Below are 15,458 nucleotides of genomic sequence, written 5' to 3' on the forward strand. Positions count from 1 at the left end.
CCCTCCACCGCCAACCCCAACCCCCCAGCCGCACCCGTACCCGTACCCGCACCCGCCCCCCGCCCCGCGGCGCCGCTCAGCAAGACTTCCCGCGCGCCCGGGTCCCCTCCGGCCTCGACCCCCACCACTGGCAGCAGCCGCGAGGGCCCGTGTCGCCGCAGGGAAGCCGGAATCAAGGACAGCGGGTCGAGATAGGCATCGCCCCTGAGCAGCCCCCAGTGGAGGCACCCGGCAGGGCAGTGGAAGGGACCGGCTTGCAGCATGCCGACCGTTTGCCCGGCGGCCACCTGGGTCCCGGTCGGGAGCGTTGCGCGCACGGGCTCGTAGGTCGTGCGCAGCGGAGGCGTTCCGGTGTCCGTGAGTTCGACGGTGACCACCCCCTGCCCCGCCACGGTTCCGGCGAAGGTGATGTGGCCGGGGGCCGCGGTGGCTACCGGGGTGCCTGCCGTGGCGGCCAGGTCCACTCCTCGGTGGCCGGGGGACCAACGATGTGGCGGCGGTTCGAAGCCGCGTACCACCGTGGGGGGTTCTCGACCGCCCGGGCCGGTGACCGGCCAGGCCCGCTGGCCGTCCGCTTCGGGTGCGCTGGCGGCCCGCCCCGCTGGCAGCACCGCAAGCAGCACGGCAGCCACCACCGTCGCCGCCACCCGGCCCCACCCCAGCTTCCGAGCGTCCGCCGCCACCCACATAACCGGGCGCGACCCCGAACTCCAGGTCCCCGCCAGACTCCAGGTCCCCGCCACCGTGCTCCGTGGCGTCCCCGCCACCGTGCTCCGCGGCGTCCCCGCCACCGTGCTCCGCGGTCCAAGCCGCTGCGCTGTCGTCTGCATGGGCTTACCGTCCCGCACCGTGCCGGAGGCGGACGATCATGGACGGAATGTGGGGACAACCCGGGGAGTGTGGATAACCGGGCCACTCATGCGGGTGAAATCGCCCTGCACCCTCATCAAAACCGAAATCCGCGGGAAACCGCTGTGTCGCCCGGCGCCTCGCCGGTCCCGTACACTTTCCCTGGCGACCCGGGCCCCCGGGTCGACTTCGCACGCCCCGCCGCCGTTGCGTCAGTCCACGTCATCCACGTCATGGGCAGCACGGCGGCCGCGTCCCTCGGTCCTGGGAAGACTCGCGTCAGCGCAAGGCTCCCGCGGCATGGCGCGTCGGGGCGTCAGGCGTGGCAGCCGCCCGGCGGCCACGGAACCGAGTACCCAAGGAGTACGGCCATGGCCGTCGTCACGATGCGGGAGCTGCTGGAGAGCGGCGTCCACTTCGGGCACCAGACCCGCCGTTGGAACCCGAAGATGAAGCGCTTCATCTTCACCGAGCGCAACGGCATCTACATCATCGACCTTCTCCAGTCGCTGTCGTACATCGACCGCGCCTACGAGTTCGTCAAGGAGACCGTCGCGCACGGCGGTTCCATCCTCTTCGTCGGTACGAAGAAGCAGGCCCAGGAGGCCATCGCCGAGCAGGCGACCCGCGTTGGCATGCCGTACGTCAACCAGCGCTGGCTGGGCGGCATGCTCACCAACTTCTCGACCGTCTACAAGCGTCTTCAGCGCCTGAAGGAGCTCGAGGAGATCGACTTCACGGATGTGGCCGCCTCCGGCCTCACCAAGAAGGAGCTCCTGGTCCTCGAGCGCGAGAAGAACAAGCTGGAGAAGACCCTCGGCGGTATCCGCGACATGCAGAAGGTGCCGAGCGCCGTCTGGATCGTGGACACCAAGAAGGAGCACATCGCCGTCGGTGAGGCGCGCAAGCTGCGCATCCCGGTCGTCGCGATCCTCGACACCAACTGCGACCCGGACGAGGTCGACTACAAGATCCCGGGCAACGACGACGCGATCCGCTCGGTCACCCTGCTCACCCGGGTGATCGCCGACGCCGTCGCCGAGGGTCTGATCGCCCGCTCCGGCGCCGCCACCGGTGACAAGGCCGCCCCGGCCGAGCCGCTGGCGGAGTGGGAGCGCGAGCTGCTGGAGGGCGAGAAGGCCCAGGCCGCCGAGGAGAAGGCTCCGGCCGCCGAGGCCGAGAAGCCCGCCGAGGGCGAGCAGGCCTGAGCCGTAGCCATCGGCTCACACGGCTGAACACGGCGGGGGACGGGACCTTCCTTACGGGGACCGGCCCCCGCCGTTCACCGGTGGGACCGCCGATCGGCGCGGGCCACCGGTGGTAGACCCCCGACTTTCCGAGAAGAGATTCCAGGGACCATGGCGAACTACACCGCCGCCGACGTCAAGAAGCTCCGCGAGCTCACCGGCGCCGGCATGATGGACTGCAAGAAGGCGCTGGACGAGGCCGAGGGCAACGTCGAGAAGGCCGTCGAGATCCTGCGCGTCAAGGGCCAGAAGGGCGTCGCCAAGCGCGAGGGCCGTAGCGCCGAGAACGGTGCCGTCGTCTCGCTCATCGCCGACGACAACACCTCCGGCGTGCTGCTGGAGCTGAAGTGCGAGACGGACTTCGTCGCCAAGGGCGACAAGTTCCTCGCCGTCGCCAACGCGCTGGCCGCACACGTCGCCAAGACCTCCCCGGCCGACCTGGAGGCGCTGCTCGCCTCCGAGATCGAGGCGGGCAAGACCGTGCAGGCCTTCGTCGACGAGGCCAACGCCAACCTCGGTGAGAAGATCGTGCTGGACCGCTTCGCGCAGTTCACCGACGGCTACGTCGCCGCGTACATGCACCGCACCATGCCCGACCTGCCGCCGCAGGTGGGCGTGCTGGTCGAGCTGGACAAGGGGACCGCCTCGGACGAGGCGGTCGCGGCGGTCGCCAAGGACGTCGCGCAGCACATCGCCGCGTTCTCGCCGAAGTTCCTCAGCCGTGAGGAGATCCCGGCCGAGGTCGTGGAGAACGAGCGTCGCGTCGCCGAGGCCACCGCGCGTGAGGAGGGCAAGCCGGAGGCCGCCCTGCCGAAGATCGTCGAGGGTCGGGTGACGGGCTTCTACAAGGAGAACGTGCTGGTGGACCAGCCCTTCGCCAAGGACAACAAGAAGTCCGTGCAGAAGGTGCTGGACGAGGCTGGCGTCACGCTGAAGCGCTTCGCGCGCATCCGCGTCGGCGTCTGAGTCGCGCAAGCGTAAGACCCGCGACCCTGCCAGGGTCGATCGCGGTCGGCCGCTGGCCGGCCGGCCGCAGTTGTGACGAGGAGGCCATTGCCGTCATGGGAACTCAACGGGACCCGCGGCAGTGGCCTCCTTCGTACGTGCACGAGGAGAACCCCATGGATCAGGACGACCGCACCGGCGATGCGACGGCCAACACCGCCGAAGGCACTGACAACAGCGGCGGCAAGCCGCGCCGGTTCCTGCTGAAGCTTTCCGGCGAGGCGTTCGGCGGCGGCAGCCTCGGCGTGGACCCCGATGTCGTGCACAAGATCGCGCGGGAGATCGCGGCGGTCGTTCGCGGCGGCACGCAGATCGCCGTGGTGATCGGCGGCGGCAACTTCTTCCGCGGCGCCGAGCTGCAGCAGCGCGGTATGGACCGGGCGCGCTCGGACTACATGGGCATGCTCGGCATCGTGATGAACTGCCTGGCGCTCCAGGACTTCCTGGAGAAGGAGGGCATCGACACCCGGGTGCAGACCGCCATCACCATGGGCCAGGTCGCCGAGCCGTACATTCCGCTGCGGGCGGTGCGGCACCTGGAGAAGGGACGCGTCGTCATCTTCGGCGCGGGCATGGGCATGCCGTACTTCTCCACCGACACCACCGCCGCACAGCGCGCCCTGGAGATCCACGCCGAGGCGATCTTGATGGGCAAGAACGGTGTGGACGGCGTCTACGACTCCGACCCGAAGGTCAACCCGGACGCGGTGAAGTTCGACGCCCTGGAGTACGACGAGGTGCTGGCCCGTGACCTGAAGGTGGCCGACGCCACCGCGATCACGCTGTGCCGGGACAACAAGCTGCCCATCCTGGTCTTCGAACTCCTCGCTGAAGGGAACATCGCCCGCGCCGTGAAGGGTGAGAAGATCGGCACGCTGGTGAGCGAGCACGGCACCCGGGACTGAGCACGGCCCCGCGACCCGGGGTACGGCAACCCCGTGCCGGACGGAACAGTTCGGTACGGGGATGGACAAACACGCTGCCGGTTCGACACCGTGCAGGGAAGACGCGCGCACGCAGGGGCGAGACTCTGCTCATGATGAGGACCAGGAGCGAATGGTGATCGAAGAGATCCTCCTCGAAGCCGAGGAGAAGATGGAAAAGGCCGTCGTGGTCGCCAAGGAGGACTTCGCCGCGATCCGCACCGGTCGTGCGCACCCGGCGATGTTCAACAAGATCGTGGCGGACTACTACGGTGCTATGACGCCGATCAACCAGCTGGCGTCCTTCTCGGTGCCCGAGCCGCGGATGGCCGTGGTCACTCCGTTCGACAAGAGCGCGCTGCGCAACATCGAGCAGGCGATCCGCGACTCCGACCTGGGCGTCAACCCGTCGAACGACGGCAACATCATCCGGGTGACGTTCCCGGAGCTGACCGAGGAGCGCCGCCGGGAGTTCATCAAGGTCGCCAAGAACAAGGCCGAGGACGCGAAGGTCTCCATCCGCAGCGTCCGGCGCAAGGCCAAGGACGCCCTCGACAAGCTGGTCAAGGACAAGGAGTCCGGCGAGGACGAGGTGCGGCGCGCGGAGAAGGAGCTCGACGACACCACCGCCAAGTACGTGGCGCAGGTCGACGAGCTGCTCAAGCACAAGGAAGCAGAGCTGCTAGAGGTCTGATGAACGACTCTTCGCGGGGGTCCTCGCCGGGCGCCGGTTACTGGAGGGCCCCCGAGCAGCCGCATGCTCCGGCGGGTCCCGGCTACGACGGCGGGGAGGCGGCGCAGACTCGACCCATGCCACCAGTACCGGACGCCAGCGGCGGTCCGCAGTTCCGGGACGAGTCCGCCCTGCCGCCGGAGCGCCAGCCGCACCCCGGCGCCACCGGGACCGGTGCCTCCGCGGTGCCGGGCGGGCGCCGCGCCGCCCGGACGAGGAAGAAGGCGGGCCGCAACCTGCCGGCCGCGATAGGGGTCGGCGTCGGGCTCGGTGCCGTGATCATCGCTTCGCTGTTCGTGGAGAAGGCGGCCTTCGTCGGCGTGGTGGTGCTCGCGGTGGTCGTGGGCCTTTGGGAGCTGACCAGTCGGCTCTCCGAACGCAAGGGCATCCGGGTGCCGCTGGTGCCGCTGGCGGTCGGCGGCACGGCGATGGTGGTCGCCGGGTACGTGCGGGACGCCGAGGGCGCCTGGGTGGCGATGGCGCTGACCGCGCTGGCGGTGCTGGTGTGGCGGATGACCCAGCCGCCGGAGAACTACCTGCGGGATGTCACCGCGGGCCTGTTCGCCGCGTTCTACGTGCCGTTCCTGGCCACGTTCGTGGTGATGATGCTGGCCGCGCACGACGGGCCGTGGCGGGTGTTCGTCTTCCTGCTGCTCACTGTGGTCAGCGACACCGGCGCCTACGCGGTCGGCTGGCGGTTCGGCAGGCACAAGCTGGCGCCGCGGATCAGCCCGGGCAAGACCCGGGAGGGACTGGTCGGCGCGGTGGCCTTCGCCATGGCCGCGGGCGCGCTGTCGATGCGGTTCCTCATCGACGGCGGCCAGTGGTGGCAGGGCCTGCTGCTGGGGCTGGCGGTCGCGGCCAGCGCCACACTGGGCGACCTCGGCGAGTCCATGATCAAGCGGGACCTGGGCATCAAGGACATGGGCACGCTGCTGCCGGGCCACGGCGGCATCATGGACCGGCTCGACTCGCTGCTGCCCACCGCCCCGGTGGTGTGGCTGCTGCTGGTGATCTTCGTGGGGAGTTCCTGATCCACCGCCCACGGTGACCGCGGGGGAACGGTCACCGGGTCTGCGACACTGGACGAATCATGCCTGCACCCGGAGAACTCACCTTCGTCAGCCCGCGCGGGGCCAAGAAGCCCCCGCGGCACCTCGCCGACCTCAGCCCCGCCGAGCGCCGGGAGGCGGTCGCCGGGCTCGGCGAGAAGCCGTTTCGCGCCAAGCAGCTGTCCCAGCACTACTTCGCGCGGTACGCGGACGATCCGGCGCAGTGGACCGACATCCCGGCGGCGGCGCGCGACAGGCTCGCCGCCGACCTGCTGCCCGACCTGATGTCGGTGGTCCGGCACATATCGTGCGACGACGACAACACCCGCAAGACCCTGTGGCGGCTGTTCGACGGCACGCTGGTGGAGTCGGTGCTGATGCGCTACCCGGACCGGGTCACCATGTGCATCAGCTCGCAGGCCGGATGCGGGATGAACTGCCCGTTCTGCGCCACCGGGCAGGCGGGGCTGACCCGCAACCTGTCGACCGCCGAGATCGTGCACCAGATCGTCGCCGGAATGCGCTCGCTGCGCGACGGCGAGTTCGGCGCGGCGTCGGCCGAGGCGGACGGCGGCCCGGCGCGGCTGTCGAACATCGTGTTCATGGGCATGGGCGAGCCGCTGGCCAACTACAACCGGGTCGTTGGCGCCATCCGCCGCCTGACCGACCCGCAGCCGGACGGGCTGGGCCTGTCGCAGCGCGGCATCACCGTCTCCACCGTCGGACTGGTCCCGGCCATGCTGCGGTTCGCCGACGAGGGCTTCAAGTGCCGGCTCGCGGTCTCCCTGCACGCCCCCGACGACGAACTGCGCGACACCCTGGTGCCGGTCAACACCCGGTGGAAGGTGCGCGAGGTGCTCGACGCCGCCTGGCACTACGCCGAGGTCTCCGGCCGCCGGGTCTCCATCGAGTACGCGCTGATCAAGGACATCAACGACCAGGCGTGGCGGGCCGACCTGCTGGGCCGACTGCTCAAGGGGCACCGGGCGCACGTCAACCTCATCCCGCTCAACCCCACCCCGGGCTCCAAGTGGACCGCCTCCCGCCCCGAGGACGAGCGGGCCTTCGTCCGCGCCCTGGAGGCGCACGGTGTGCCGGTGACGGTGCGGGACACCCGCGGCCAGGAGATCGACGGAGCCTGCGGTCAGCTCGCCGCTGCCGAACGCTGATGGCGCACTGATATCGTAGGTTCGCACAAGTGTGCACACTGAGTCCTTTTCCGACAGGGGAGCGCGTCCAGCGCTGAGAGTGCGGCCGACGGCCGCAGACCCTCGAACCTGATCCGGGTCATGCCGGCGAAGGGAGTTCGGCCATGCCTTCGGCCAACGCAAGCCTGCCCGCCACCAGATGGCGCACCGTCGACATCGTCGTCACCGCCGTGCTCGGCGCCGCCTTCGGTGTGGTGTTCTGGGCGTGGAACTCGCTGTGGGACGGGGTCGCCAGCGCCATCCCGCTGCCCGCCCGCGGACTGATCTACGGCGTGTGGCTGGTGCCCGCGGTGCTCGGCCCGCTGGTCGTGCGCAAGCCCGGGGCGGGCATCTTCTGCGAACTGGTCGCCGCCACCGTCGCCACCTTCTTCGGCTCCCCCTGGGGCCTGGTCACCTTGCTGTACGGGGTGCTGCAGGGCATGGCCGGAGAGTTCGGCTTCGCCCTCACCGGCTACCGGGTCTGGCGCTGGCCGACCGCGCTCACCGGCGGCGCGCTGGCGGGGCTGGCCGCCTCACTGCTGGACAACGTCCTGTACTACGGAGCCGACTCGCTGGTCTGGCAGATCGGCTACACCGTGCTGGTCACCCTCAGCTCGGCCGCCATCGCGGGGCTCGGCAGCCTCGCGCTGACCAAGTCGCTCGCCCAGACCGGCGCTTTGGACCCGTTCCCGTCCGGCCGCGAACGCCCCGCCGTCTGAGGCGGCATGAGCACGGTACGGCTGCGTGGCTTCGGCCACCGGCACGCCGGACGCCGCCGGTGGGCGGTGCGCGGCGTCGACCTGGAGATACCGCACGGCGAACGGGTGGCCCTGCTCGGCCCGTCCGGCGCGGGCAAGTCCACGCTGCTGGCCGCCCTCGCCGGGCTGCTGCCCCCCGACTCCGGTGAGCGCGAGGGCGGCATCGAGATCGACGGCGCCGACCCGCGCGACGCCAGAGCGGGCACCGGGATCGTCTTCCAGGACCCGCAGTCCCAACTGGTCATGGAACGCGCGGGAGATGACGTCGCCTTCGGCCTGGAGAACCGCGGCACCCCGCCCGACCAGATCCCCGCGCTGGTCGACGCCGCGCTGCGCCGCGTCGGCTTCCCCTACGGCCCGCGCCGGTCCACCGGCGCGCTGTCCGGCGGCGAACAGCAGCGCCTCGCGCTCGCCGGGGCACTCGTCACCCGCCCAGGACTGCTGCTGCTCGACGAGCCCACCGCCAACCTCGACCCGGCCGGAGCCGCCCTGGTCCGCCAGGTGCTCGCCGGAATCGAGGACACCACGCAGATCATCGTCGAGCACCGCATCGCCGAACTCGCCGGGCAACTCGACCGCGTCATCGTCCTCGAACCCGGCGGCGGCATCCGCGCCGACGGCCCGCCCGAGCAGGTCTTCGCCGAACACGGCGACCAGCTCGCCGCCGACGGCGTATGGGTGCCCGGCCACCCGGTGCCCGCCCACCCCGCGCGCACCACCCCCGGCGACACCCTGCTGCGCACCGAATCCCTCAGCTACCGACCCGTGCTGCGCGACCTGGACGCGGTGACGGTACGGGCCGCCGAGGCGCTGGCCGTCCTCGGCCCCAACGGCGCGGGCAAGTCCACCCTCGCCCTGCTGCTCGGCGGACTGCTCGCCCCCACCGGCGGCCGCGTCACCGCCACCCCGGAACTCGCCGGAGCCGACCACACCACCCCACCGCACAAGTGGCGGGCACCCGCACTGGCCCGCCGCATCGGCTCGGTCTTCCAGAACCCAGAGCACCAGTTCGTCACCGCCAAGGTGCGCGACGAACTCGCCCTCGGCGCCGCCCGACCCGAGCGCACGGACGAACTCCTGCAGCGGCTACGGCTCGACGCCCTCGCCGAGGCCAACCCGCACACCCTCTCCGGCGGTGAGCAGCGCCGACTGTCCGTCGCCACCGCACTGGCCGCCGCACCCCGGCTGCTGATCCTCGACGAGCCGACGTTCGGGCAGGACCGGCGAACCTGGGCCGAACTCGTCGCCCTGCTGGCCCAGTTGCGCGACGAGGGACACGGCGTCGTCGCCGTCACCCACGACGCCGACTTCCTCACCGCGCTGAACGCACGCGAACTGCGCCTGGCGGCACCGCCGTTGGCGGCCGTATGAACCGCACCGCACCCATCGCCGACCCCGCCGCCGTGCTGGCCCGCCGCAACCCGGTGGCCAAACTCGCCGCCGCGGCCAGCTTCGCGCTCGCCCTCGTCATCAGCCTCGACCCGGTGGCGCCGGGCATCGCGCTCGCCGTGGAACTCGCCGCCGTACCGCTTTTCGGCATCCGCTACCGAGCGCTGGCCCGGCGCGCCTGGCCGCTGCTGGTCAGCGTGCTCGGCGCGGTCGTCACCCTCTTCCTGTTCGCCGCCGACCGCCAGCACATCCTCACCGACGCCCTCGCGCTGGGCCTGCGGATCGTGGCGGTGGCACTGCCAGGGGTCCTGGTCTTCGCCACCACCGACCCCACCGACCTCGCCGACGCGCTCGTCCAGAACGCCCGCCTCTCCCCGCGGTTCGCCATCGGCACACTCGCCGCGTGGCGGCTGGTGCCGCTGCTCGGGCAGGAGTGGCAACTGATCAACGCGGCGCGGCGGGCCCGGGGGGTGGACCCCGGACGCAATCCGGCCGCCCGGCTACGGCTGTTCGCCTCGGCGACGTTCACCCTGCTGGTGGGGGCCATCCGGCGCGGTACGCGGTTGGCTTCCGCCATGGACGCCCGCGGCTTCGACTCCGGTGCGCCGCGCACCAGCGCCCGGCGCCAGCGGTTCACCGCGGTGGACGCGGCGTTCGTCGCGGCGAGCACCGCTCTGGCCGCCGGGGCGGTGACGGTAAGCGTCCTCACCGGCGCCTTCCACCCGGTGTTCAGCTGACCGCTGCGGCGCCGCGTCGGCGGTTTGGAGCTGCGGTGGGTGCATACACCGCCGCCCTCCGCCGTCGGGGGGGGGGGCCCCGCAACCCCCACCCCGCCGCCCGGCGCCGCCGAACTCACCGCACCCCAACCGGAGTTACCGCGTCAGCGGAAGTGCCGCCAGTTGGGCGACGGACCATGTCACCGGGGCCAGTACGGCGAGTACGACCAGCAGCCGCAGCAACGCCGCGAGGCGCGACACACGGGCGGGGGCCGCCAGATCCCCCAGCACCTCGGCGGCCGCCGGTGAACCGGTGACCGCCGTGCACGCCGTGGCCGTCGTACACGCCAGCACCAGCGCCGCACCCAGACCGGTCAGCGGCCCGAACGGCCGCACCCCGTGCAGCACCGTGGCCGCCAACGCCGCCGACGCCACCGCGCACAGCACCCCCAACGGACGCCCCACCCGCGCGGCCTGCGTCTGCAACGTACGCCCCGCCAACAGCCGTACCGCCCCGGGCCGGAAGGCCGCCAGCAGCCGGCCGCCGAAGTGCACCAGGCCAGGACCGGCCAGCACCAGACCCGCGGCGGTCAGCAGCCAGCCCAGCAGCACCGCGGGCGCGATCGACCCCAGCCCGCCGGGCAGCGGCACCGCCGTACCGGCCGCCGGACGGGTCCAGTGGCTGGCGTAGACCTCGACGGCCAGCCCGGCCGCCGTCAGCGCCACACCCCACGGCAGCCCGGCCACGGTCGGCGGCCGACGCCGTCGCCGCAACGCCACCAGCGACCCGGTGGTGCCCGCCAGCGGCAGCACCACCAGCAGTGTGGCGATCCCGGCGACCGGCAGCGGCACCGCCTCCACCAGCCGCCCGCGCAACCACAGGAACACCCCCAGCGCGATCAGGCTGCCCAGCGAACTGCTCACCGCCGTGGACACCGCCGCCAGCACCGGCAGCCACGACCGGCCCAGGCCCGCCGCGATCAGCCCGGGATGCGGCCGGTGCCCGGTCTCGCCACGGGAGACCGCCACCGTCAGATGGACCGCGGCGGCCAGCGGAACCACACACCAGGCCAGCCGCACCAGCCCGGCGGACGGATCCTGTGGATGGCCCAGCGCATGGCCGACCGCGGACAGCAACAGGAAACCGGTGCCCGCGGACGCCGCCACCACCAGCCCTCGCCGCAGCAGTGACAGCGGTCGCGGGCCGCGCATCAGGCGGGGGCTGAGCATGGCGCCACCCCCTCCTCGGGCCAGGGCCGCCCGCCCGGCAGGGCCGCCGCGCGCTGGCCGTCCACCAGCGCCACGGTGCGATCGGTGAAGGCGGCCACGTCCGGGTCATGGGTGGCCAGCAGCACGGTGATGCCATGGGTGCGGGCCGCCGCGGTCAGCGTCCGCAGCACCTGCGCCCGGTCGGCGCTGTGCAGCGGAGCCGTCGGATCGTCCGCGAAGATCACCTCCGGCAGGCAGACCAGCGCCCGGGCGATCGCCACCCGCTGCCGCTGCGCCTGCACCAGGTCACGGGGCCGCCGCCGGGCACAGTCGCCGACGTCCAGCCGGTCCAGCCACTCCCGTGCCGTGTCCCGGGCGGCGCGGTGCCGGGCGCCGGACAGCAGCAGCGGCAGCGCCGCGTTCTCCCACGCGGTCAGCTCCGGCACCAGTTGCGGGCTGCTGCCCACCCAGCCGAACCGCTCCCGGCGCAGCCGGTCCCGCGCGGCGGCGGGCAGGGTGTGCACCGCCGCGCTGTTGAACCACACCTCGCCCTCGTCCGGCACCAGTTGCCCGGACAGGCACTTCAGCAACGTGGTCTTGCCCGCGCCGCGCGGGCCGACGATGCCCAGGATCTCCCCGTCGCGTGCCCCGACGGAAACCCCCAGCAGGGCGGGCGAGCCCTGATGGCAGTGGCGCAGGCCGCGCCCCCACAGCACATCGTTGTCCGGCGGGGCCACCATGCCGCACACCTCCGCTGCTCGTCGTTGCCGGGACAGCCCGCCGGGACGGTTCGGTCCGGAAAGGACAATCCCCTTCGCACCGTCGAACGAGTGCGAAGGGGATCGGTCACGACCGGCGGCCCCGGTGGAGCAGCGGAGGGTGCCAATCAGGCCAGTCGCGCGGGCCGGTTCACAGCCGGGTCCACGCCTCGGTGAGCACCGAACGCAGGATCTGCTCGATCTCGTCGAAGGTGGACTGGTCGGAGATCAGCGGCGGGGCGAGCTGGACCACCGGGTCGCCGCGGTCGTCGGCGCGGCAGTACAGACCGTTCTCGAACAGCTTCTTGGACACGAAGCCGTACAGCAGCCGCTCGGACTCCTCGCCGGTGAAGGTCTCCTTGGTGGCCTTGTCCTTGACCAGTTCGATGCCGTAGAAGAAGCCGTTGCCGCGCACGTCGCCGACGATCGGCAGGTCGTGCAGCTTCTGCAGGGTCTTCAGGAACGCCGACTCGTTGTCCAGGACGTGCTGGTTGAGCCCCTCGCGCTCGAAGATGTCGAGGTTGGCCAGGGCGACGGCCGCCGAGACCGGGTGGCCGCCGAAGGTGTAGCCGTGCAGGAAGGTGTTGTCCTGCCGGTAGAACGGCTCGGCTATCCGGTCCGAGACGATCGCGGCGCCGATCGGCGAGTAGCCCGAGGTCATGCCCTTGGCGCAGGTGATGATGTCCGGCACGTAGTCGAACTTGTCGCACGCGAACATCGTGCCGAGACGGCCGAAGGCGCAGATGACCTCGTCGGAGACGAGCAGCACGTCGTACCGGTCGCAGATCTCGCGGACCCGCTGGAAGTACCCGGGCGGCGGCGGGAAGCAGCCGCCCGCGTTCTGCACCGGCTCCAGGAAGACCGCGGCCACGGTCTCCGGGCCCTCGAACAGGATCTGCTGCTCGATCTGGTCGGCGGCCCAGCGGCCGAACGCCTCCGGGTCGTCGCCGTGGATCGGGGCACGGTAGATGTTGGTGTTGGGAACCTTGTGCGCGCCCGGCACCAGCGGCTCGAACGGCGCCTTGAGCGCGGGCAGTCCGGTGATGGACAGCGCGCCCTGCGGGGTGCCGTGGTAGGCGACCGCACGCGAGATCACCTTGTACTTGGTGTGGTTGCCGGTCAGCTTGTGGTACTGCTTGGCCAGCTTCCAGGCGGTTTCGACCGCTTCACCGCCGCCGGTGGTGAAGAAGACCTTGTTCAGGTCGCCGGGCGCGTGCTGCGCTAGCCGCTCGGCCAGTTCGATCGCCTTGGGGTGGGCGTACGACCAGATCGGGAAGAAGGCCAGCTCCGACGCCTGCTTCGCGGCGACCTCGGCCAACTCCCGGCGGCCGTGACCGGCTTGCACCACGAACAGACCGGCGAGGCCGTCGAGGTACTTCTTGCCGTTGCTGTCGTAGATGTAGGTGCCCTCGCCGCGCACGATGGTCGGTACGGGGGTTTTCTCGTACGACGACATGCGCGTGAAGTGCATCCACAGGTGGTCGTACGCAGACTGTGACAGGTCCGAGCTCATGGCTATCTGGTTCCCCAGGTGTAGGTCTGCTTCCGGAGCTTGAGGTAGACGAAGCTCTCGGTGGACCGCACGCCGGGCAGCGCGCGGATCCGCTTGTTGATCATCTCCAGGAGGTGGTCATCGTCCTCGCAGACGATCTCGATCAGCAGATCGAACGAGCCCGCCGTCATCACGACGTACTCGACCTCTCCCATCTCGGCCAGCGCGTCGGCGACCGGTTCCAGGTCGCCTTCGACGTTGATGCCGACCATCGCCTGTCGCCGAAAACCCACGGTGAGCGGGTCGGTGACCGCGACGATCTGCATCACGCCCTGGTCGAGGAGCTTTTGGACCCGCTGGCGGACGGCTGCCTCGGACAGGCCGACCGCTTTGCCGATCGCGGCGTACGGGCGGCGTCCGTCCTCCTGCAGCTGCTCGATGATCGCCTTGGAGACGGAGTCGATCAGCGGAGCGCCGTTGCGGTCCTTGGGGTCGGGTGTACGTGTGGCCACGGAGCCACTGTGCACGAGGACTCGTCAGTCATGCAACCCCCCGGCAATGAAATCCGTTGAGATGCGAGCGGCAAATTACTGATTCCATTGTTCGAGAGGTGTGGGTATGTCGAATCCGGCCGTCCAGCGGCTAGGGTGAGTCCTGTCCCACCCATCGGACAGAGCACACCGCACAAAGGACAGGAGCAGGCAGTGAGCGAGCCGCGTACGCTGCGCAACTACATCGACGGCCAGTTCCGGGACGCCACCGACGGTCGCACCACGGACATCGTCAACCCGGCCACCGGCGAGGTGTACGCCACCGCCCCGCTGTCCGGCAAGGCCGATGTGGACGCGGCGATGGCCGCCGCGGCGGCCGCCTTCCCGGCCTGGCGTGACACCACCCCCGCCGAGCGGCAGAAGGCGCTGCTGAAGATCGCCGACGCCATCGAGGCGCGCGCCGAGGAACTGATCGCCGCGGAGAGCGAGGACACCGGCAAACCGATCGGTCTGACCCGGACCGAGGAGATCCCGCCGATGGTCGACCAGATCCGCTTCTTCGCGGGCGCCGCCCGGATGCTGGAGGGCCGCTCGGCCGGTGAGTACATGGAGGGCCTGACCTCCATCATCCGCCGTGAGCCGGTCGGGGTGTGCGCCCAGGTCGCACCGTGGAACTACCCGATGATGATGGCCGTCTGGAAGTTCGCCCCGGCCATCGCCGCGGGCAACACGGTGGTCCTCAAGCCGTCGGACACCACCCCCGCCTCGACCGTGCTGCTGGCGGAGATCCTCGGCGGCATCCTCCCCAAGGGCGTCTTCAACGTCATCTGCGGAGACCGCGAGACCGGCCGGCTGATGGTCGAGCACGAGGTGCCCGCCATGGCCTCGATCACCGGCTCGGTGCGCGCCGGCATCCAGGTCGCCGAGAGCGCGTCCAAGGACGTCAAGCGGGTCCACCTCGAACTCGGCGGCAAGGCCCCGGTCGTGGTGTTCGACGACGTCGACATCCCCAAGGCCGTCGAGGACATCACGGTGGCGGGCTTCTTCAACGCGGGCCAGGACTGCACCGCCGCCACCCGGGTGCTGGTGCACGAGGCCATCCACGACGAGTTCGTCGCCGCCTTGACCAAGGCCGCCGCCGAGACCAGGACCGGTCAACCCGACGACGAGGACGTGCTGTTCGGCCCGCTGAACAACGCCAACCAACTGGCGCAGGTCACCGGCTTCATCGAGCGGCTGCCCGCACACGCCAAGGTGGAGACCGGCGGCCACCGGGTCGGCGAGAGCGGCTACTTCTTCGCCCCCACCGTCGTCTCCGGCCTGAAGCAGGACGACGAGATCATCCAGAAGGAGGTCTTCGGCCCGGTCATCACCGTCCAGTCCTTCACCGACGAGGACCAGGCCGTCGCCTACGCCAACGGCGTGGAGTACGCGCTCGCCTCCTCGGTGTGGACCAAGGACCACGGCCGCGCCATGCGGATGTCCAAGAAGCTCGACTTCGGCTGTGTGTGGATCAACACCCACATCCCGCTGGTCGCCGAGATGCCGCACGGCGGCTTCAAGAAGTCCGGCTACGGAAAGGACCTGTCGTCCTACAGCTTCGAGGACTACACCCGCATCAAGCACGTGATGACGTCGCTGGACTGACG

The 15,458-nt window shown here is 71.0% G+C and carries 15 protein-coding genes and 1 riboswitch; of the genes, 10 read left to right on the forward strand and 5 right to left on the reverse strand.

What is annotated here, in order from left to right; translation table 11 throughout:
- A partial coding sequence (locus NON19_RS16770) for a peptidoglycan DD-metalloendopeptidase family protein (RefSeq protein ID WP_255928896.1) occupies positions 1-683 on the reverse strand: 683 nt, incomplete at its 3' end.
- Positions 684-1,220: 537 nt separating this feature from the next.
- Here NON19_RS16770 and rpsB point away from each other — a divergent pair.
- The 9 genes from rpsB to NON19_RS16815 all read left to right on the forward strand — a co-directional run bounded on the left by rpsB (position 1,221) and on the right by NON19_RS16815 (position 9,880).
- A complete protein-coding gene (rpsB, locus tag NON19_RS16775) occupies positions 1,221-2,057 on the forward strand; it encodes a 30S ribosomal protein S2 (RefSeq protein ID WP_255928897.1) in 837 nt (278 codons plus the stop codon).
- A gap of 150 nt (positions 2,058-2,207) precedes the next feature.
- Entirely contained in the window at positions 2,208-3,062 is an 855-nt protein-coding gene (gene tsf, locus NON19_RS16780; RefSeq protein WP_255928898.1) for a translation elongation factor Ts, read from the forward strand.
- A 155-nt stretch (positions 3,063-3,217) separates the two neighbouring features.
- On the forward strand, positions 3,218-4,006 hold the full coding sequence (gene pyrH, locus NON19_RS16785) for a UMP kinase (RefSeq protein ID WP_255928899.1): 789 nt from the start codon (positions 3,218-3,220) through the stop codon (positions 4,004-4,006).
- 154 nt (positions 4,007-4,160) lie between these two features.
- Positions 4,161-4,718 carry a ribosome recycling factor gene (gene frr / locus NON19_RS16790; RefSeq protein WP_255929039.1) on the forward strand — a complete coding sequence of 186 codons (558 nt, stop codon included), beginning with the start codon at positions 4,161-4,163 and terminating at the stop codon, positions 4,716-4,718.
- Positions 4,718-5,791: a phosphatidate cytidylyltransferase gene (locus tag NON19_RS16795; RefSeq protein WP_255928901.1), complete on the forward strand. Its 1,074-nt coding sequence runs from the start codon at positions 4,718-4,720 to the stop codon at positions 5,789-5,791. Before frr ends, NON19_RS16795 begins: the two co-directional genes overlap by 1 nt.
- Positions 5,792-5,850: 59 nt before the next feature.
- Positions 5,851-6,978: a dual-specificity RNA methyltransferase RlmN gene (rlmN, locus tag NON19_RS16800; protein WP_255928903.1), complete on the forward strand. Its 1,128-nt coding sequence runs from the start codon at positions 5,851-5,853 to the stop codon at positions 6,976-6,978.
- Between the two features lie 45 nt (positions 6,979-7,023).
- Positions 7,024-7,131: riboswitch (TPP riboswitch) on the forward strand.
- The gene (locus NON19_RS16805; protein ID WP_255928905.1) at positions 7,122-7,715 is read left to right on the forward strand and encodes an ECF transporter S component; all 594 of its coding nucleotides are present in this window, start codon (positions 7,122-7,124) and stop codon (positions 7,713-7,715) included. Its footprint overlaps the riboswitch before it by 10 nt.
- A 6-nt stretch (positions 7,716-7,721) precedes the next feature.
- Positions 7,722-9,125, forward strand: a complete 1,404-nt coding sequence (locus NON19_RS16810; protein WP_255928907.1) for an ABC transporter ATP-binding protein — start codon at positions 7,722-7,724, stop codon at positions 9,123-9,125.
- Positions 9,122-9,880 (forward strand): energy-coupling factor transporter transmembrane component T family protein, encoded by a 759-nt coding sequence (locus tag NON19_RS16815; RefSeq protein ID WP_255928909.1) that lies wholly within the window; start codon positions 9,122-9,124, stop codon positions 9,878-9,880. The genes NON19_RS16810 and NON19_RS16815 overlap by 4 nt, the downstream gene beginning before the upstream one ends.
- Before the next feature lie 135 nt (positions 9,881-10,015).
- Here NON19_RS16815 and NON19_RS16820 read toward each other — a convergent pair whose 3' ends face one another.
- The 4 genes from NON19_RS16820 to NON19_RS16835 all read right to left on the reverse strand — a co-directional run bounded on the left by NON19_RS16820 (position 10,016) and on the right by NON19_RS16835 (position 13,845).
- Positions 10,016-11,089 (reverse strand): hypothetical protein, encoded by a 1,074-nt coding sequence (locus tag NON19_RS16820; protein ID WP_255928911.1) that lies wholly within the window; start codon positions 11,087-11,089, stop codon positions 10,016-10,018.
- Positions 11,071-11,808: an ABC transporter ATP-binding protein gene (locus NON19_RS16825; RefSeq protein ID WP_255928913.1), complete on the reverse strand. Its 738-nt coding sequence runs from the start codon at positions 11,806-11,808 to the stop codon at positions 11,071-11,073. The genes NON19_RS16820 and NON19_RS16825 overlap by 19 nt, the downstream gene beginning before the upstream one ends.
- Positions 11,809-11,977: 169 nt before the next feature.
- Entirely contained in the window at positions 11,978-13,339 is a 1,362-nt protein-coding gene (locus tag NON19_RS16830) for an aspartate aminotransferase family protein (protein WP_255928915.1), read from the reverse strand.
- Between the two features lie 2 nt (positions 13,340-13,341).
- Complete coding sequence (locus NON19_RS16835; protein ID WP_255928917.1) at positions 13,342-13,845, reverse strand: Lrp/AsnC family transcriptional regulator; 504 nt, start codon at positions 13,843-13,845, stop codon at positions 13,342-13,344.
- A 177-nt stretch (positions 13,846-14,022) separates the two neighbouring features.
- Here NON19_RS16835 and NON19_RS16840 point away from each other — a divergent pair, with 177 nt between their 5' ends.
- Positions 14,023-15,456 (forward strand): gamma-aminobutyraldehyde dehydrogenase, encoded by a 1,434-nt coding sequence (locus NON19_RS16840; protein ID WP_255928919.1) that lies wholly within the window; start codon positions 14,023-14,025, stop codon positions 15,454-15,456.
- The last annotated feature ends 2 nt before the right edge of the window (positions 15,457-15,458 follow it).

The organism is Streptantibioticus rubrisoli (assembly GCF_024436055.1).
Classification (GTDB): domain Bacteria; phylum Actinomycetota; class Actinomycetes; order Streptomycetales; family Streptomycetaceae; genus Streptantibioticus_A; species Streptantibioticus_A rubrisoli.